The organism is Nocardioides sp., from assembly GCF_964229035.1.
Lineage (GTDB): Bacteria > Actinomycetota > Actinomycetes > Propionibacteriales > Nocardioidaceae > Nocardioides.
The window spans coordinates 1-17054 of record NZ_CAXRAZ010000016.1; the positions used below are offsets into that span (position 1 = coordinate 1).

Below are 17054 nucleotides of genomic sequence, written 5' to 3' on the forward strand. Positions count from 1 at the left end.
CGTGGCCGGCGGCGGGTGGCTGTTTGGCGCCACCCCGCAACATTTCGGCCCCGCGGCGTGCGGTTTCCCACCAATCGACGCCCCCCGGAGCAAGGCGTGGACGACGGGCGGCCGGCGGATCAGCCGCGCGGTTGCAGGGCCCAGGCAGCGAGGCGGGAGTAGCCCTTGACGTGCACGCGGCGCAGGCGCCGCATCCGGTAGGTGGACGACGGGTCGCCGGCGTCGTGGTCCTCGACCGGTCCGCCGTCGGCCCCGTGGTCGTCGTCGCTCGGGTCCGCGGCGTCGTCGTCCTCGCGGGAGCGCCGTGAGCGGGCGCCGCCGAGGGCGTCGTGCACGCCCTCGTCGACGAGCACGCTGCCGGGGCGGGCGATGGAGGTGAGGCGGGCGGCGATGTTGACGGTGGGGCCGAACACGTCGCCGAGGCGGGTGACGACCTCGCCGTAGGCCAGGCCGGCGCGCACCTCGGGGAACGGGTCGTCGGGGTCGGCGCCGCGGCGGGTCAGTTCGAGGGCGATCTCGGCGAGGGCGGCGGGGGAGTCGGCGACGATGAGCAGCTCGTCGCCGATGTTCTTGATGATGCGCGCGCCGCGGTCGACGCTGAGCGCGAGCACGGCGCTCTCGAACGACTCCAGCCAGGCGACGAGCTCGCGGTCGGTCAGCGTGCGGGAGCGGGCGGTGTAGCCGACGATGTCGACGAAGCAGACCGCCAGCGCGGTGGTGGGACCCGACGCCGTGCCGGCCAGGCGGCGGGCACCGGCGCTGAGCAGGTGGCGGCGCCACACGTAGGCCTGGAGCTCCTCGACCTTCGGCATCACCACGCCGGAGATCGCGAGCAGCCCCTCGGTGGGATCGGCGCCGGACTCGATCGCCACCTCGGCGAGCAGGGCCACCTGCCAGTCGGCCAGGCGGGCGAAGCTGCGGCCCCACGTGCGCACCAGGCTGTCCTGGCGCTCCCGGCTGAGCACGCCGAGCTCGACGAGGTCGTTGCTCAACCGGAGGGCCTGGACGTCGGCCTCGCCGAAGGCGGCGACGTCGTCGGGCACCTGGGCGAAGCCGAGCAGGTGCCACAGCTCGTTGGCGGTCTCGACCGACACGCCGGCGCGCTCGGCCACCTCGGCCTGGGTCAGGCGCGGCGCCTCCCCCAGCAGGTGCTCCTCGAGCGAGCCGAGGACCCCGCCGCCACGTGCGTCGGGGTCCTCGGGGGTGCTCATGGGTGGGTGCGGGTGCGCGTCAGGAGCCGGCGCTGAGGCGCGACTGCGCGACCTCGACGAGCGCCTCGTGGAAGGCCGGCCACTCGGCGTCCAGCTCGCGCAGGGTGGAGTCGGTGAGGTGGATGGTGTCGAGCGGGGTGAGGGCCACGATGGTGGCGGTGCGCAGGCGGTTGCCCACGATCGCGGCCTCGCCGACGATGTCACCCGGGCCGAGCTGGGCGATCTCCTTGCCGTCGCGGCGCACGGACACGGTGCCGTTGAGGATGATGTAGGCCTTGTCGGCCGGGGTGTCCTCCCAGATCGGGGACCAGCCCTCGGGGAGCTTCACACGGCGCCCGGTGGCGCTGATGCGCGCGATCTCCTGCGGCGTGAAGTGCTCGAAGAACGTAGCCATGCTGACCTTCCGTTTCTGCCCGGCGACGTCGCCCGGCCCCATGTGTGACGCGGTGTGCGTTCGGTGACCCCCGGTGACCGCCCGGGGACATCCGGTGGCACTGCCGTCACCCTAGTGGGCCGGTCCTCGCCGCGGCAGCGGTCTGGATCACTTGCGTGCACGTCCGTGCACCGGGTCGGGTCGGCCGCGTCGCTCAGCAGTGTGGCCCAGCCGCGTCGCCCACCCGCGCGGCTCACTCACCGATCGGGTCGCGGTGCACGGGGCAGCTCATGCAGCGGGGTCCGCCGCGACCCGAGCCCAGCTCGGAGCCGGCGATCCGCACGACCTCCACGCCGGCGTCCTCGAGGCGGCTGTTGGTGCCGTCGTTGCGCTCGTAGGCCACCGCGATGCGCGGGCCCAGCGCCAGGGTGTTGTTGCCGTCGTCCCACTGCTCGCGCTCCGCGCTGATCGGGTCGAGGCCGGTGTCGATGCGGTGCAGGCGCTCGATGCCCATCGCCGCGGCCGCCGCCTCGAGGAAGGGCCGCGGGCCGGTGACCTCGAGCTCGGCCGGCTCGTCGGGCGAGCCCACGCCCGCGCCCTCCCGCACCGTGACCGTGTAGGCGCTGAGCGTGTCGGCCACGTTGGGATACATCACGACCTTGTCGACGTCGACCATCGTGCACACGGTGTCGAGGTGCATGGTCGCCCGCTCCTGCGCGATCGGTACGGCGAGCACGGTGTGCGCGATCCCGGCCGCGAACACCTGCCGGGCCAACCGCTCGGCGCCGGCGGGCGTCGTCCGCTCGCCCACACCCACAGCGAGGACGCCGGGCGCGAGCAGCAGCACGTCGCCGCCCTCGACGTGCTCGAGTCGGTGCCCGTGCAGTCGGCCGACACCGGCGAAGCGCGGGTGGAAGCGGTAGATGAGCTCGGTGAGCTGCGACTCGCGTCGTCGCGCCGGCATCGCCAGCGAGGTGATGGCCACGCGATCGCGCAGCCACACCGCCGAGTCGCGGGTGAAGAGGAGGTTGGGCAGCGGGTCGACGAGGAAGTCGTCGGCGGCGAGCAGCGAGGTCACGAGCGTGCCGCTGCGCAGTCCGGAGCGCACCTCGTCGTTGCGGACGCCGGCGGTGAGCAGCGCCGTGAGCTCCGCGGGCGAGGCATCGGTGAGCAGGCCGCGCAGGTGGGCGCGCAGTCGGTCGCCGAGGTGCAGACCGGAGGGCCCTTCGAGGGTGGTCTCGATCGCGAGCGCGCGGGCGTCGGCGTCCTCGAGGGCCTGGGCGATGAGGTCGCAGAGGTAGAGCACCTCGACGTCGCGCTCGCGCAGTGCGGCGGCGAACGCGTCGTGCTCGTCCTGCGCCCGCGCCACCCACGGCACGCCGTCGAACAGCAGCCGGTCGTTGTTGCGCGGCGTGAGTCGCTTGAGCTCGGCACCGGGCCGGTGCAGCACGACCGTGCGCAGCCGACCGACCTCGCTGTCGGCGCCGAGCGCCGCGGGGTTCGCCACCATGCACGCACCCTAGTAGGCCCCGTGACCCGGCTCACGGGCCCGGGGTCGGCGGGGTCGGCGGGGTCGGCGGGGTCGGCCGCCCGCCGCTAGGCGCCGCGGAAGGGGTCGGCCGCGTAGACGCCGAGGATGCGGATGTCGGTGGTGAAGAAGGTGAGCTCCTCGAGCGCCCGCTTGAGGCCGGGGTCGTCGGGGTGGCCGTCGACCTCGGCCAGGAACTGCGTGGCCGTGAACTCCCCGCCCACCATGTAGCTCTCGAGCTTGGTCATGTTGATGCCGTTGGTCGCGAAGCCCCCGAGGGCCTTGTAGAGCGCGGCCGGCAGGTTGCGCACGTTGAACACGAACGTCGTGATCACCGGACCCTGGTCGGGTGCGGCGGCCACGAAGTCGGGCGAGAGGACGACGAAGCGCGTGGTGTTGTGGTCCTCGTCCTCGACGTCGCGGCGCAGGATCTCGAGGCCGTAGATGTCGGCGGCCAGCGGCGGCGCGATCGCGGCCTGCGTGGGATCGCCCGCCTCGGCGACCTCCCGCGCAGCGCCGGCGGTGTCGCCCGAGATGATCGGGGTGAGGCCGAGCTCGCGGATGACCTTGCGGCACTGGCCCAGCGCGTGCACGTGGCTGTGGACCGTGCGGATCGTGGAGGCGTCGGCGCCCGGGATCACCATGAGGTCGAAGGCGATGCGCAGGAAGTGCTCGCCGATGATGTGCAGGCCCGAGTGCGGCAGGAAGTGGTGGATGTCGGCCACGCGGCCGGCGATCGAATTGTCGATCGGGATCATCGCGAGGTCGCAGTCGCCGCTGGTCACCGCCGCGAAGACGTCCTCGAAGGACGCGCACGGAACAGCCTCCGCGTCGGGGTAATGCTGCTTGCACACCAGGTGCGAGTTGGCGCCGGGTTCCCCCTGGTACGCGATGCGGGCCATGCCGGAGAGGGTAGTGGTCGCCGCGGGATCCTCGGGCGCGTCGTCTCGCGGCTCACCTCCACCCCGCCCGGGCCGACCTACCCTCACCACCATGGACACCGTCATCTCGATCCTCGCCATCGTGATCGCCTTCAGCGGCCTGGTGTTCGTGCTGCGCGAGAAGCGTCCGCGCGCCACCGCCGACGCCGACGACCTGCCGACCGACGTCCAGGCGCTGCGGGCCGAGGTCGCCGCGCTGCGCGCCGAGGCAGCCGGCGCTCTGCGGCACCTGGCCGTCGTCCGCTACGACGCCTTCGCCGAGATGGGCGGACGGCTCTCGTGGTCCCTCGCCCTCACCGACGACGCCGGCGACGGCGTCGTGCTCACCTCGATCCGCGGCCGCGACGAGGCCCGCACGTACGCCAAGTCCGTGACGCGGTGGAGCAGCGAGCAGGAGCTCTCGCCCGAGGAGGTCGAGGCTGTCGCGCATGCGAGGGCCGCGCGGGGGTGATCAGGGCGCGCGACCGGGGGTGCAGGAATCGCCGGTCGACCGGCGTTTCCTGCACTTGGCGGGCGTTGCAACACGCGCCAAGTGCAAGAAACGCGTGCCGAGTGACGATCAGCGCGGCACGCGCACCAGCACCCGACCGTGCACGCACTCCATGCGCAGCTCGCGGCCGAGGCCGATCGTGTCGCCGTCGAGCTGGCGCGGCACCTCCGCCGAGGCGCGGACGACGACCGAGCGCCCGGTCATCCGGGTGACCGACTCGCCGGCCTTCTGCTCGCGGCGCGTCGCCACGCGCAGCACGAGCGGGATCCACGACCAGAAGCGCCGCGGGTAGAGGAGGACGACGTCGAGCTGGCCGTCGTCGATCGCGGCGTCGGGCAGCAGCACCATGCCGCCCTGGAGGCTGCCGACGTTGCCGATCACGCAGGTGCGGGCGCGGTGCTTGGTGGGCGGGGCGTCGTCCACGGAGATCTCGAGGCGCATCGTGGGGAACATCAGCGAGCGCAGGGCCGAGATCACGTAGGCCAGCCAGCCGACCTTCTTCTTGATCTCCTCGTTGACGCCCTCCATGATCGCGGCGTCGAAACCCATGCCGGCCATCACCATGAAGTGGGTGCCCTCGATGCCGTCGCCCTCCACGGCCACCATGTCGATGGCCCGGTCCTGCCCGGTGAGGGCGACGTCGATGGCGGCGCGGATGAACAGCGGCACCTCGAGGTTGCGCGCGAGCAGGTTGCCGGTGCCGGCCGGCACGATGCCCACGGGGATGCCGGTGCCGGCGAGCTCGGCGCACACCTCGCGCACGGTGCCGTCGCCGCCGCACACGATGACGAGGTCGGCGCCGTCGACCGCGGCCTGCTCGGCCTGGCCGGTGCCGGAGTCCTCGACGGTGGTGAGCAGCCAGCGCGGCTCGTTCCACCCGGCCTCGCGGGCCATGGTCGACACGATGGTCTGGAACTGCTCGACCGACTCGACCTTGATGGGGTTGAGGATCACCGCGACGTCGCGGTTGGTGGGCAGCGGCTGCGGGAGCGGGTCGGCGCCGCGCGCGTGGCTGCGCGGCAGCGGGTTGTAGACGGCGATGGCGAGCAGCAGCACCCCGACGCCGAGCAGGGTGCCGCCGACGACGTCGCTCGGGAAGTGGCGCCCCAGCAGGATGCGGTCGGCCGCCACCAGGGCCCAGGCCAGCAGGGCCACGCCGCCGACGACGCGGCGCAGACCGCTGCGCCGGATCAGCATCGCCGCGAGCACGATCACCAGCCCGGCGAAGGCCGTGGTGGAGGCGGTGTGGCCGGAGGGGAACGCGTTGGAGTGCAGGAAGAACTCGGGGTCCTGCCACAGCGGGCGTCCGCGGCCCACGAACACCTTCGTGGCGTAGGTGGCCAGCGAGATCGCGATCATCACCCCGGCCACGAGGACGCCGGCGCGGCGGTGTCCCTTGATGAGCAGCGCGCCCGCGGTGACGACCGTGAGCACGGTCATGCCGATCGTGCCGAAGGCGAGCTCGATCGCACGCAGCGGCCCCTCGGTCCACGACCGGGCTGCCGCCCACTCGCGCGCGTTGCCGCCGAGGTCGTCGACGTCGAGCAGCCAGTGCGGCTGCGCGGCCACCACGGCGGCGACGCCCGCGAAGGCCAGGAGCGCGATGAGCGCAGCGGCCAGCGGCACGTGGCGGGGACGGTCGAGCACGGGTGAAGTATGCCGGGGGCGCCTCGAACCAGCCGCCTCAGCGAGGGCTGCGCGGGGGGTGCTCCTCCTCACCCCTCGGGTCGGAGCGCGGGGAGGAGTCCGTGGCGCGCCGCGGTGCCGCGCAGCAGTGCGATCGCCCGGGCCCGCAGCTCGGGCGGTCCGACGATCTCGACATCGCCCCCGAAGCCCACGGTCACGCCGATCGCCGGCGTCGGGGCCCGGAACGCGCAGGTCAGGTCGACCCAACCGGGATCGGCCCCGGCGTCGGGCGGGGCGGCTGTGATCGCTCCGACGACCATCGGCCGCACCGTCGTCCGGAAGTCCTCGGCGACCTCGGCGCGCACCCGCACGTGCACCGCGGTCGGCGCCGGGCGGGTGCCCTCGAGGTCGCGCCGCAGCGTCGTCCACACCTCGACCAGTCGCGCGTCGTCGGGCAGCCGGGCGGGGGACTCGAGCACGGTGAGCCCGCTGATACGGGCGAGGCGGTAGGCGCGCGGACGTCCTCGGTGGTAGGCCACGAGATACCACCGGGTGCCGTTCTCCACGACGCCGAGCGGGTCGACGGTGCTGGTCTGCGGCCGCTCCTCCGCGGCGCGGGTGTAGACGATCCGCACGCGGCGCCGCTCGACCGCGGCGCTGCGCAGGGCGGGCAGGTGGGTGGCGTCGTCGGCCTCGGCGAACCACCGCCGCCGATCCACGTGGACGACGTCGCGCAGCCGCGACGCGGGTGCGGCGACCCGCTCCGGGGCCGAGGCGGACACCTTCTGGAGCGCCGAGTGCACCTCGCGGCTCAGGCCGAGGTCGCCGAAGGTGTCGAGCCCCACCGAGGCCAGCAGCACCTGCGCCTCCACGTCGTCGAGGTTCGCGAGGTCGGCGCGGAAGCCCTCGAGCAGTCGGAAACCGCCGTGGCGACCCCGCTCGGCCACCACCGGCACGCCGGCGAAGCTCAGCGCCTCCATGTCGCGCAGCACCGTGCGCTCGGAGACCTCCAGCCGCTCAGCCAGCTCGGTGGCCGTCACGAGACCGCGCTGGCGCAGCAGCAGCATGATCGAGAGGAGGCGGTCGGCGCGCACCTCGGCAGCATCGCAGAGATACCTGACACAAGGTGTCAGGTATTTCCCGGAGAGTGACGCCATGACCACCGCAGACACAGCAACCACCGCCGTCCCCGACCTCCGTCCCGTGCTGCTGCACGCCCTCGACGTCGCGACCCCGATCGTCACGCTGGCCGCCGCCACCGATCTCGACGGCCCCACCCCGTGCGACGACTACGACCTGCGCACCCTCCTCGGCCACTGCCTCACCGTCGTCGACCGCATCCGCGTCGTCACCGGAGGCGGGCACTTCTCCGAGGTCCCCCAGGTCACCGTCGTCGACGACGAGCGCATCGTCGAGGCCTGGACGACGGCCGTCGACCGCCTCGCGACAGCCCTGCCGTCGGTCGACCTGGCGAGCCTGGTCACCGCGCCGTTCGGCGTCCTGCCGGCGGGGGCCGTGCTCGGCTCCTACATCGGCGAGGTGGCCGTGCACAGCTGGGACCTCGCCGCGGCCATCGGGCGCCGCGACCTCCTCGACGGGGCCCTCGCCGCGCCGCTCCTGCCGTCGGCGCAGGCGCGGATCCCCGAGCAGGGGCGCGATCAGATGCCGTTCGGTGCCGTCGTCCCCGTGCCCGACGGCGCCGACGACTACGACCGCCTCGTCGCCTGGTTCGGCCGTCGTCCCGACTGGTCGGCCTGAGCGTCGAGTCCGCGCAGGGCCCCTCACGACGCCCGGCCTAGGCTCGCAGGCATGGTTCCCACCCGTCGTCTCGGACGCTCCGGCCTCGTCGTCTCGACCATCGGCCTCGGCTGCAACAACCTCGGTCGCCCGGGCACGGCCAGCGAGTCGCAGGAGGGCAGCGACGCCGTCGTCCACGCGGCACTGGAGGCCGGCATCACCTTCTTCGACGTCGCCGACACCTACGGCGCCACGCCCGGGCTCTCGGAGGAGCGCCTCGGCGTGGCGCTGCAGGGGCGGCGCGATGACGTCGTCGTGGCCACCAAGTTCGGCATGGACGCCGGCGGGTTGGCCGGCGCGGACTTCGGCGCCCGCGGCTCGCGGCGCTACATCCGCGCGGCCGTCGAGGGGTCGCTGCGGCGCCTGCGCACCGACCACATCGACCTCTACCAGTTCCACACCCCCGACCCGCTCACCCCGATCGAGGAGACGCTCAGCGCGCTCGACGACCTCGTGCGCGAGGGCAAGGTCCGCTACGTCGGCCACTCCAACCGCGCGGGCTGGCAGATCGCCGAGGCCGAGTACGTCGCCCGCCAGCTCGGAGTCGAGCGGTTCGTCTCGGCGCAGAACAACTACAACCTCGTCGACCGTCGCGCCGAGCTTGAGGTGCTCCCCGCCGCCCGCGAGTTCGGCATCGGCGTGCTGCCCTACTTCCCGCTCGCGAACGGCCTGCTCACCGGCAAGTACGCCGACGGCCGCGCTCCCGAGGGCACCCGGCTCTCGCGCACCCGCCCGCACCTGCTCGAGATGGCGACCACGCCGGCCCTGCGCGGCTACTCCGACTTCGCCCGCGAGCGCGGCATCAGCGAGGTCACCGTGGCCCTCGGCTGGCTGCTCGCCCAGCGCCCGGTCGCCTCGGTGATCGCCGGCGCCACCCGCCCCGAGCAGGTGCGCGCCAACGCCGCCTCCGCCGCGTGGACGCCGAGCGCCGATGACCTCGACGCCCTCGACGCCCTCTTCCCCCCGCCCGAGCCCATCGCCCTCTTCTGAGTCGCCCGGATCCGTCGGACGGCGCCTCATGTAACTACGTGTTATGGCCTCTACCAGGGTGGTCGACCACCCTGGTAGAGACACGAACACGTAGTTACAAGCGGGCGAGCGCCCGCCCGCGAGGACGGCGAGCGACCCCGCCCCCGATAGCCTGACGCACATGATCGACCCGCGCCTGCTCCGCGACGAGCCCGACCGCGTCCGTGCTGCCCAGGCCAAGCGGGGACTCTCCGACGAGGTCGTCGACGTCGCCCTCGCGGCCGACACCGCGCGGCGCCAGGCGATCGCCACCTTCGAGGCCAAGCGGGCCGAGCAGAAGGCGCTCGGTGCCCGCATCCCGAAGGCCTCGCCGGAGGAGAAGGCCGAGCTGCTCGCGCAGACCAAGACGATCGCCGCCGAGGTCAAGGACGCCGAGGCGGCCCGCGCCGCCGCGGAGGAGCAGTGGAACGCAGCGCTGCTCGCCATCCCGAATCTCGCCGCCGAGGCCGCCCCCGCCGGCGGTGAGGACGACTACGTCGTCCTCGAGCACATCGGCACGCCCCGCGACTTCGCGGCGGAAGGCTTCGAGCCGCGTGACCACGTCGAGCTCGGCCGGCTGCTGGGCGCGATCGACCTCGACCGCGGCGCCAAGGTCAGCGGCAGTCGCTTCTACTTCCTCACCGGCATCGGCGCCCAGCTCGAGCTGGCGCTGGTGAACATGGCGATGGACCAGGCCCGCGGCGCAGGCTTCACCCAGGTGATGGCGCCCTCGCTGGTGCGCCCGCGCGCCATGGAGGGCACCGGCTTCCTCGGCCAGGCCGCCGACGACGTCTACCGCATCGAGGGCGAGGACCTCTACCTCGTCGGCACCTCCGAGGTGCCGATGGCCGCCTACCACTCCGACGAGATCCTGGACGCCGCGAGCCTGCCGCTGCGCTACGCCGCCTTCAGCCCCTGCTTCCGCAAGGAGGCCGGCTCGCACGGCAAGGACACCCGCGGCATCATCCGCGTGCACTGGTTCGACAAGGTCGAGATGTTCGTCTACACCACCCCCGACCAGGCCGAGGCCGAGCACCAGCGTCTGCTGGGCTGGGAGAAGGAGTTCCTCGACAAGCTCGAGCTCGCCTACCGGGTGATCGACACCGCCGCGGGCGACCTCGGCCTCTCGGCCATCCGCAAGTTCGACTGCGAGGCGTGGATCCCCACCCAGGGCAAGTACCGCGAGCTCACCTCCACCTCCAACTGCACCGAGTTCCAGGCCCGCCGCCTCGACATCCGAGGCCGCTTCGCCGACGCGAACGCCTCGGGCGGCTCCAGCACCGGCCCGGTCGCCACCCTCAACGGCACGCTCACCGCGATCCCGCGCGCGATCGTCGCGATCCTCGAGACCCACCAGCAGGCCGACGGCTCCGTGCGCGTGCCCGCCGCCCTGCAGCCCTACCTCGGAGGTCTCGAGGTCATGGAGCCGGTGACCCGATGACGACCCCGCCAGCCGGCGGCCCCACCTGGCAGCCGCCGCGCGCCGACTGGCGCCCGCGCCTCGTCGCGCTCGACATCGACGGCACGCTGCTGCGCTGGGTCGAGGGCCTCGGCATGAGCCGCGAGGAGGTCACGCCCGCGGTGCACGACGCGATCCAGCGGGTGCTGGACGCCGGCTGCCACGTCGTCCTCTCGTCGGGGCGCGCGCTGCACAACATGACGAGCGTGGCCGACATGCTCGACCTGCACGGCCACGGCGAGCGGCTGTGGATCGTGGCCGCCAACGGCGCGGTGGTGCTGCGCTACCCGCCGGTCGAGGTGGTGCACGAGGAGACCTTCGACGCCCGCCCGGCCGTCGAGGCCGTGCTCGCCCAGCACCCCGAGGCGCTGGTGGCGGTGGAGGAGCGCGGCCGCGGCTACCGCGTCTCGGCCCCGTTCCCCGAGGGTGAGCTCGGCGGCGAGGCGATCTTGGCCGACGTCGCCGACATGGTCGCCGAGCCGGTGAGCCGCGTGATCATCCGCGACCCGTCGGCCACCGCCGACGACTTCGTCTCGCTCGCCGCCTCGCTCGGCCTGCACGGCACCGACTACGTCGTCGGGTGGACGGCGTGGCTCGACCTCGCGCCCGTCGGCATCTCCAAGGCCTCGGGCCTGGAGTACGTCATCGCCCAGCTCGGCGTCGACCGGGCCGACGTCCTCGCCATCGGCGACGGCCGCAACGACATCGAGATGCTCGAGTGGGCCGGCCGCGGTGTCGCGATGGGGCAGGCGGTGCCCGACGTCCTCGCCATCGCCGACGACATCGCACCCACCGTGGACGACGACGGCGCGGCCGTGGAGCTGTCCCGCTGGTTCCCCGCGGCCGATTCTGGCGAGGCCTCGCCGTCTGGTGGGATGGAGCGGTGAGAACCGCTCCCCGCCGCTCTCGTGCGTCGTCCTCCCGCTCGCGCAGGCTCGCCGCCGCCGCTGCCTGCGTCGGCGCCGTCGGCCTCGTCGGTGCGGCCGCGGGGCCGGCGACGGCCGCACCGCGGGTGACCGGAGCCAGCGGGTCCGCCGCAGCCACCGTGTGCGGTGGCCTGCGGCTCAGCGACACGGCCGCGGTGGTCGAGCGTGCCGCCAGCGCCGAGGAGGTCTTCGTCGGCACCGTCGAGGTCGTGGCCTCGGCCCGCGGCGGGGCCTCGGCCTCCCCCTCGGCCACCGGGTCGGGATCGGGGTCGGCGGGCGCTGGCTCCGCTCGCCCGCTGCTCTACCGGGTGGCCGGGGTGCGCGCGCTCAAGGGCGACCTCCTCCAGGGCACGCAGGGCGACGTCCTGCTCACCCCGCCCGCGGCCGACCCGACCCGCCCGCCGGTGCAGCTGCGCGTCGGCATCCGCTACCTCTTCTTCGCCTCCCGCGGCGCCGACGGCTTGGCGGCCGACGGCTGCGACGGCTGGGCCCGCACGACGGGCCTCACGCCGGCCGGTCTCACCGGGCTCGTCGACGCGGTGCAGGCCGCCGAGGCCGAGCGCACCGCGGTCGAGCTCGCCGTGCCGCCCGGCGGTGTGGACGACGCCCCGACGCTCTCTCGCCTCGTCGCCCCCGGTGCCGCCGTGGCGCTCGTGGGTTTGCTCGGGCTGCTGCTCGTCTCGCGCCTGGGCCGCCAGCGAGGCTGAGCAGGGCCGGCCGGGCTGAACCGAGCAGGCTGGGCTGGTTCAGGCTCGGCGAACGGCTCGGGCGCGCTCTACAGGTACATGCCGCCCGAGCGGGGCTCGTCGCCGCCCTGGCCGGGGGCCTCGCCGGGCTGGCCGGGCTGACCGGGCATGCCGGCGCCACCGGGGCCGAGCGTGACGCCCTGCGGCAGCGCGCGGCGGATCTGTTCGAACTGCGCGCGCGCCGCCATCTGCTGGGCGTAGATGGCGGTCTGGATGCCGTGGAAGAGGCCCTCGAGCCAGCCCACCAGCTGGGCCTGCGCGATGCGCAGCTCGCCCTCGGAGGGGGTGGCGTCCTCGGTGAAGGGCAGCGAGAGACGCTGCAGCTCCTCGACGAGTTCGGGGGCCAGGCCCTGCTCGAGCTCGGCGATGGAGGAGCGGTGGATGGCGGCGAGACGGCTGCGGCTGGCCTCGTCGAGCGGCGCGGCCTTCACCTCCTCGAGCAGCTGGCGGATCATGCTGCCGATGCGCATGACCTTCGCCGGCTGCTCCACGAGCTCGGTGAGCGAGCGCTCGTCGTCCTCGCCCTCGCCGCCGGAGGCCTCGGCGCCCGTGGCCTGGGCCACCGCGGTGGCGGGGACGGTGCCGATCGGCTGCCCGTCGGGCCCGATGACGACGATCTGCTCCTCGGTGTTCTCGCTCATGCGTCCCAACCTAGCGACCGCCCCCGAGCCTGCTCAGGGGGTGAGCAGCACCTTGCCGACCGACTCGCTGCTCTCCACCAGGCGGTGCGCCTCGGCGACCTCGGCGAGCGGCAGCGTGGCCGACACGACGGGCACGATGCTGCCGTCGGCCACCAGCGGCCAGACGTGCTCGACCACCGAGGCGCAGATGCGCGCCTTGCCGTCGAGCGGTCGCGAGCGCAGGGCGGTGGCGATCACCGCGCCACGCTTGGCGAGCAGCGCACCGAGGTTGAGCTCGGCCTTCGAGCCGCCCTGCATGCCGATCACCACGAGGCGCCCCTCGTCGGCCAGCACGTCGACGTTGCGGGCGAGGTACTTGGCGCCCATGTTGTCGAGGACGACGTCCGCGCCGCGCCCGTCGGTGGCGGCCCTGACCACCTCGACGAAGTCCTCCTCGCGGTAGTCGATGGCGCGCTCGGCGCCGAGCTCGACGCAGCGCTGCCGCTTGCCCTCGGTGCCGGCGGTGGTGAACACCCGGGCGCCCGTGGCCGCGGCCAGCTGGATCGCGAAGGTGCCGATGCCGCCCCCGCCGCCGTGCACGAGGAACACCTCGTCGGGGCGCAGGCCGGCCACCATGAACACGTTGGACCACACCGTGCAGGCCACCTCGGGCAGTGCCGCGGCGGTGACGAGGTCGATGCCCTGCGGCACCGGCATGACCTGACCCACCGGCACCACGACCTTGCTCGCGTAGCCGCCGCCGGCCAGCAGCGCGCACACCTCGTCGCCCACCGACCACACCTCGACGCCCTCGCCGACGGCGGCGATGGTGCCGCTGCACTCCAGGCCCATCACCTCGGAGGCGCCGGGCGGCGGCGGGTAGAAGCCCTGCCGCTGCAGCAGGTCGGCCCGGTTCACGGCCGTGGCGGCGACGTCGACGAGCACCTCGCCGGGGCCGGGCACGGGGTCGGGCAGGTCGCTGACGGAGAGGGTCTCCACGCCCCCGGGGGCGCTCTGGGTCACGGCACGCATGGGCTCAGTCTGCCCCTGCGGGTCGAACCTCAGGCGAAGGCGTCCTCGTCGATCGACACGTCGATCGGCTCGTCGATGTCGATGCCGCCGTCCGCGATCGGATCGTCGTCCTCGGCCGCGGGGGCGGCAGGGCGGTCCCACGCCTCGGCGAGCTCCTGGACCCGGTCCGCCAGCCGCTCGACCTCGTCGGGCGAGGCCCCGCGCAGCGCCGTGGCCACGCCGAGCAGGAACGCGGTGACCGGCCCGGCCGCCGCGTGCACGTTGTCGTGGACGACGCCCGCCAGGTCGAGCAGCAGGCCCTCGTCGGCCTCGGTCTCGATGTCGAGGACGTCGCACACCTCGTCGATCCAGTCGTGGAGGTTCACGCCGTCCAGACTGATCCTGCGCGGCGGCCGCTGACAAGACCCCCGCGGCGCGTCGTGCTCGTGCAGGTTCGGGCGGGTTCAGTCGGGTTCAGGCGGGTTCAGTCGCCGGCGTCGCGCAGGTCGGCCCAGGTGTCGATGTCGCGGGCCTCGCGCCCGACGGCGGGCACCTCGGCGAGGTCGAGGCCGTCGAGCAGGGCCCGCACCGACATGCCGTGCTGGTCCTCGAGCCCGGGGCGGACGGCGTCGAGGCGGGCGGTCTCGACGACGAAGGCGAGCTGGCGGCGGCCCCCGTCGTCCACGAGGACGGCGCCGTCGTGCCCCACCGCGGCCTCCTGGAGGCGGCGGAGGCTCGCGTGGTCGAAGCGCGGCATGTCGACGGCGAGCACCGCCAGGGTCGGGGGCGTGCGCAGCAGGGCGTCGCGGCCGGTGAGCAGCCCGGCCACCGGGCCGCCGTGCCGCGGCTCCTCGAGCACGAAGGTGACCGGACGCTCGGTGGGCACCGTGGCGCCGACGACCACGACCTCCGCGGCGTCGACGACCGCGTCGAGGGCGAGGGCGAGCAGGGTGCGCCCGCCCACCTCGATGGAGGCCTTGTCGAAGCCGCCGAGCCGGGTGGCCTGGCCACCGGCGAGGACGACGGCGGCGAACCCCGAGAGTCCGTGCGTGATCACCCGAGGCATCCTCGCAGAGCGTGGTTAGCCTGGCACCGTGACCGCCCCCACGCCGCCCGCCGAGCCCCGCGAGCCCGCAGCCGCGCCGGAGCTGCGGGTCGCAGCGATCCAGGCGGCCTCGGCCCTCGAGCCCGCGGTCAACCGCGCCGCGCTCGCGCCGCTCGTGCAGCGCGCGGTCGATACGGCGCCGGGCGGCCTCGACCTCGTCGTCCTTCCGGAGGCCTTCGCACGCGACTTCGGCGAGGCGGGCAGCGACGTCGCCCCCTTCGCCGAGCCCGTGGACGGCGCCTTCGCCTCCGCGCTGGCGGCGGAGGCCGAGCGCCACGGCACGAGCGTGGTCGCCGGCATGTTCGAGCGCGGCCCCGACGCGGCGCGGCCCTACAACACCCTCGTGCTGCGGGGTGCGGCCCACGCGGACTATCGCAAGGTGCACCTCTCCGACTCCTGCGGCTACCGCGAGTCCGACCGGCTCTCGGCGGGCGCCGTGGCGCCGCGGGTGGTCGAGGTCGCCGGGTGGCGGGTGGGGCTGATGACCTGCTACGACCTGCGCTTCCCCGAGCTCGCGCGGGCCCTCGTCGACCGCGGCGCGGAGGTGCTGGTGGTGCCCGCGGCCTGGGTGGCCGGGCCCCGCAAGGTCGACCACTGGCGCACCCTGCTGCTCGCCCGGGCGATCGAGAACACCGTCTTCGTGGTCGCCGCCGGGCAGCCGGCCCCGCGCTACACCGGCCACTCGATGGTGATCGACCCCGCCGGCGACGTGCTCGCCGAGGCCGGCGCGGGCTCGGCCGATCTGCCGGTGGAGCGGTCGGAGGTGGCCGCTGCGGTGCTGCGCCGCGACGTCCTCGACGACGTGCGCCGCACCAACCCCTCGCTGGCCAACCGCCGCCTGCCCGGCGCCCGCGGCACCGCCTAGACTCGTCGATCGTGCCCCCAGCCGATCCCGGAGCCGATGCACGCAGCGCAGCGCCCCGCCGCCGCGCCGACAGCGTGGCCGGAGGTGACGGCGGCGAGCGGCGGCGTCCGACGCCCCGGCGCTCGGAGCGCCAGGGCCGCGGGGGCCGGTCGTCACGGAGCTCGCGACCCTCGCGGGGCGTGGCGCGGAGCGATGCCCGCCGCCCGCGTGGACGTCGCGACGCCGGCGGCGACCGACCGGCCACCGGGCGCCCCGCAGGCGCCCGCCCCGCCGGCGGAGGCGGTGCGCCCCTGCTGCAGCGCCTCGGCGAGTTCGGTCTCTCGCGCACACCCTGGCTGATCTGGTGCGGCGTCGTGGCCGTCGCGGCCGCCGCGCTCGTGGCCGCGATGGTGCCCGCGGGCCCCACGTGGCTCGACACCGCCGGTGCCGTCACCATCGCCACGGCCTACGCCGGCGCGATCGCCGCCCGCACCGGCGGTCGGCCGATGATCTTCTCGCTCCTCGCGCTCGTCTGCGCGGTCACCGCGGTGGTCACCGACGAGCCGCTGCTGCGCACGGGCGCCGCGGTCACGACGTCCGCCATGGCGGCGACCCTCGGCGTGCTGCTCACCGTGCCGGCCAAGGGTCTGCCCACCGCGGTGCGCGAGGCCTCGGTGGCGCTGGTCGTCGCCGTGGTCGGCGGCCTCGCGGCCATCGGGTTCGAGCCGGTGGTCAACCCCGACCGCTTCGAGTACGTCGGCCTCGGCCTGGCGTTCGTGGGCGTGATCGTGCTCGTCTACCGCCTCGGCGCCGGCTTCCACGGCCTCGGACGACGCGGCCTGCTCATCGTCGCCGTCGGTGCCGTGGTGCTGGCCGGCACCCTGCTGTACGCCGAGCTGCTGCGCCGCTACGGCACCACCGGCCTCGTCGACCAGCTGGAGTCGACCGTGGCCTGGAGCCGCGACCACCTGGGCGCCTTCCCCCGCCCCATCGCCGCCGTGCTCGGCGTGCCGGCGCTCGTTTACGGCGCCCACATGCGCGCACGCCGCCGCCAGGGCTGGTGGGTCATCGCCTTCGGGGTCGCCGCCACCTCACCCGCCGCCACCGCGCTGGCCAACCCCGCCGTCACCGTCACCGAGGCGCTGCTGTCGGTGGTCTACGGCGTGGTGGTGGGCGTCGTCCTCGGGTGGCTGCTGATCCGCCTCGACCTCGCCCTCACCGGCAACCGCGGCCGCCGCTCCCGCGTCGCCGAGCAGGCCGCCGCCGTCCGCCCCGAACCCCGCCGCTTCGCCCCGCTGCTCTGAGCCCGAGGGCTCCTGTCGGCCGGGGGGGCGCCGGCGTCCGGGGGGGGGGGGGGGGGGGGGGGGGG

General features: G+C 74.5%; 18 protein-coding genes. 8 read left to right on the forward strand and 10 right to left on the reverse strand.

Annotation, left to right across the window (positions count from 1 at the left end; all coding sequences use genetic code 11):
- Window positions 1–119: 119 nt before the first annotated feature.
- The 4 genes from ACERUN_RS05935 to ACERUN_RS05950 all read right to left on the reverse strand — a co-directional run bounded on the left by ACERUN_RS05935 (window position 120) and on the right by ACERUN_RS05950 (window position 4014).
- Complete coding sequence (locus ACERUN_RS05935; RefSeq protein ID WP_370288892.1) at window positions 120–1211, reverse strand: adenylate/guanylate cyclase domain-containing protein; 1092 nt, start codon at window positions 1209–1211, stop codon at window positions 120–122.
- 19 nt (window positions 1212–1230) lie between these two features.
- The gene (locus ACERUN_RS05940; protein WP_370288893.1) at window positions 1231–1605 is read right to left on the reverse strand and encodes a Crp/Fnr family transcriptional regulator; all 375 of its coding nucleotides are present in this window, start codon (window positions 1603–1605) and stop codon (window positions 1231–1233) included.
- A 232-nt stretch (window positions 1606–1837) separates the two neighbouring features.
- Window positions 1838–3094, reverse strand: a complete 1257-nt coding sequence (locus ACERUN_RS05945; protein ID WP_370288894.1) for an arginine deiminase — start codon at window positions 3092–3094, stop codon at window positions 1838–1840.
- Between the two features lie 86 nt (window positions 3095–3180).
- Complete coding sequence (locus ACERUN_RS05950) at window positions 3181–4014, reverse strand: prephenate dehydratase (RefSeq protein WP_370288895.1); 834 nt, start codon at window positions 4012–4014, stop codon at window positions 3181–3183.
- A gap of 91 nt (window positions 4015–4105) precedes the next feature.
- Between ACERUN_RS05950 and ACERUN_RS05955 the strand changes: the two genes are divergently transcribed.
- Window positions 4106–4504 carry a DUF4446 family protein gene (locus tag ACERUN_RS05955; protein WP_370288896.1) on the forward strand — a complete coding sequence of 133 codons (399 nt, stop codon included), beginning with the start codon at window positions 4106–4108 and terminating at the stop codon, window positions 4502–4504.
- Window positions 4505–4612: 108 nt separating this feature from the next.
- Here ACERUN_RS05955 and ACERUN_RS05960 read toward each other — a convergent pair whose 3' ends face one another.
- Window positions 4613–6190: a diacylglycerol kinase family protein gene (locus ACERUN_RS05960; RefSeq protein WP_370288897.1), complete on the reverse strand. Its 1578-nt coding sequence runs from the start codon at window positions 6188–6190 to the stop codon at window positions 4613–4615.
- 68 nt (window positions 6191–6258) lie between these two features.
- Entirely contained in the window at window positions 6259–7263 is a 1005-nt protein-coding gene (locus ACERUN_RS05965) for a helix-turn-helix transcriptional regulator (protein ID WP_370288898.1), read from the reverse strand.
- 61 nt (window positions 7264–7324) lie between these two features.
- Between ACERUN_RS05965 and ACERUN_RS05970 the strand changes: the two genes are divergently transcribed.
- The 5 genes from ACERUN_RS05970 to ACERUN_RS05990 all read left to right on the forward strand — a co-directional run bounded on the left by ACERUN_RS05970 (window position 7325) and on the right by ACERUN_RS05990 (window position 12066).
- Window positions 7325–7927 carry a TIGR03086 family metal-binding protein gene (locus tag ACERUN_RS05970; RefSeq protein WP_370288899.1) on the forward strand — a complete coding sequence of 201 codons (603 nt, stop codon included), beginning with the start codon at window positions 7325–7327 and terminating at the stop codon, window positions 7925–7927.
- Between the two features lie 51 nt (window positions 7928–7978).
- Window positions 7979–8956, forward strand: a complete 978-nt coding sequence (locus ACERUN_RS05975; protein ID WP_370288900.1) for an aldo/keto reductase — start codon at window positions 7979–7981, stop codon at window positions 8954–8956.
- Window positions 8957–9116: 160 nt separating this feature from the next.
- A complete protein-coding gene (gene serS, locus ACERUN_RS05980; protein WP_370288901.1) occupies window positions 9117–10415 on the forward strand; it encodes a serine--tRNA ligase in 1299 nt (432 codons plus the stop codon).
- A complete protein-coding gene (locus ACERUN_RS05985; RefSeq protein ID WP_370288902.1) occupies window positions 10412–11320 on the forward strand; it encodes an HAD family hydrolase in 909 nt (302 codons plus the stop codon). Before serS ends, ACERUN_RS05985 begins: the two co-directional genes overlap by 4 nt.
- Window positions 11317–12066: a hypothetical protein gene (locus ACERUN_RS05990; RefSeq protein ID WP_370288903.1), complete on the forward strand. Its 750-nt coding sequence runs from the start codon at window positions 11317–11319 to the stop codon at window positions 12064–12066. The genes ACERUN_RS05985 and ACERUN_RS05990 overlap by 4 nt, the downstream gene beginning before the upstream one ends.
- 68 nt (window positions 12067–12134) lie before the next feature.
- Here ACERUN_RS05990 and ACERUN_RS05995 read toward each other — a convergent pair whose 3' ends face one another.
- From ACERUN_RS05995 to ACERUN_RS06010, 4 genes are all read right to left on the reverse strand, one after another.
- A complete protein-coding gene (locus tag ACERUN_RS05995; protein ID WP_370288904.1) occupies window positions 12135–12746 on the reverse strand; it encodes a bacterial proteasome activator family protein in 612 nt (203 codons plus the stop codon).
- Window positions 12747–12779: 33 nt separating this feature from the next.
- Window positions 12780–13757: an NAD(P)H-quinone oxidoreductase gene (locus ACERUN_RS06000; protein WP_370288906.1), complete on the reverse strand. Its 978-nt coding sequence runs from the start codon at window positions 13755–13757 to the stop codon at window positions 12780–12782.
- A 29-nt stretch (window positions 13758–13786) separates the two neighbouring features.
- On the reverse strand, window positions 13787–14122 hold the full coding sequence (locus ACERUN_RS06005; protein ID WP_370288908.1) for a DUF6457 domain-containing protein: 336 nt from the start codon (window positions 14120–14122) through the stop codon (window positions 13787–13789).
- Window positions 14123–14220: 98 nt separating this feature from the next.
- On the reverse strand, window positions 14221–14793 hold the full coding sequence (locus tag ACERUN_RS06010) for a molybdenum cofactor guanylyltransferase (RefSeq protein WP_370288909.1): 573 nt from the start codon (window positions 14791–14793) through the stop codon (window positions 14221–14223).
- A 37-nt stretch (window positions 14794–14830) separates the two neighbouring features.
- Here ACERUN_RS06010 and ACERUN_RS06015 point away from each other — a divergent pair, with 37 nt between their 5' ends.
- A complete protein-coding gene (locus tag ACERUN_RS06015; RefSeq protein WP_370288910.1) occupies window positions 14831–15706 on the forward strand; it encodes a carbon-nitrogen hydrolase family protein in 876 nt (291 codons plus the stop codon).
- A 179-nt stretch (window positions 15707–15885) separates the two neighbouring features.
- On the forward strand, window positions 15886–16989 hold the full coding sequence (locus ACERUN_RS06020) for a hypothetical protein (protein WP_370288912.1): 1104 nt from the start codon (window positions 15886–15888) through the stop codon (window positions 16987–16989).
- Window positions 16990–17054: the final 65 nt, after the last annotated feature.

Coding starts and splice junctions, on each gene's coding strand:
- ACERUN_RS05935 (WP_370288892.1), bottom strand. CDS start 1,211: ATGAGCACCCCCGAGGACCCCGACGCACGTGGCGGCGGGGTCCTCGGC.
- ACERUN_RS05940 (WP_370288893.1), bottom strand. CDS start 1,605: ATGGCTACGTTCTTCGAGCACTTCACGCCGCAGGAGATCGCGCGCATC.
- ACERUN_RS05945 (WP_370288894.1), bottom strand. CDS start 3,094: ATGGTGGCGAACCCCGCGGCGCTCGGCGCCGACAGCGAGGTCGGTCGG.
- ACERUN_RS05950 (WP_370288895.1), bottom strand. CDS start 4,014: ATGGCCCGCATCGCGTACCAGGGGGAACCCGGCGCCAACTCGCACCTG.
- ACERUN_RS05955 (WP_370288896.1), top strand. CDS start 4,106: ATGGACACCGTCATCTCGATCCTCGCCATCGTGATCGCCTTCAGCGGC.
- ACERUN_RS05970 (WP_370288899.1), top strand. CDS start 7,325: ATGACCACCGCAGACACAGCAACCACCGCCGTCCCCGACCTCCGTCCC.
- ACERUN_RS05975 (WP_370288900.1), top strand. CDS start 7,979: ATGGTTCCCACCCGTCGTCTCGGACGCTCCGGCCTCGTCGTCTCGACC.
- serS (WP_370288901.1), top strand. CDS start 9,117: ATGATCGACCCGCGCCTGCTCCGCGACGAGCCCGACCGCGTCCGTGCT.
- ACERUN_RS05985 (WP_370288902.1), top strand. CDS start 10,412: ATGACGACCCCGCCAGCCGGCGGCCCCACCTGGCAGCCGCCGCGCGCC.
- ACERUN_RS05995 (WP_370288904.1), bottom strand. CDS start 12,746: ATGAGCGAGAACACCGAGGAGCAGATCGTCGTCATCGGGCCCGACGGG.
- ACERUN_RS06000 (WP_370288906.1), bottom strand. CDS start 13,757: ATGCGTGCCGTGACCCAGAGCGCCCCCGGGGGCGTGGAGACCCTCTCC.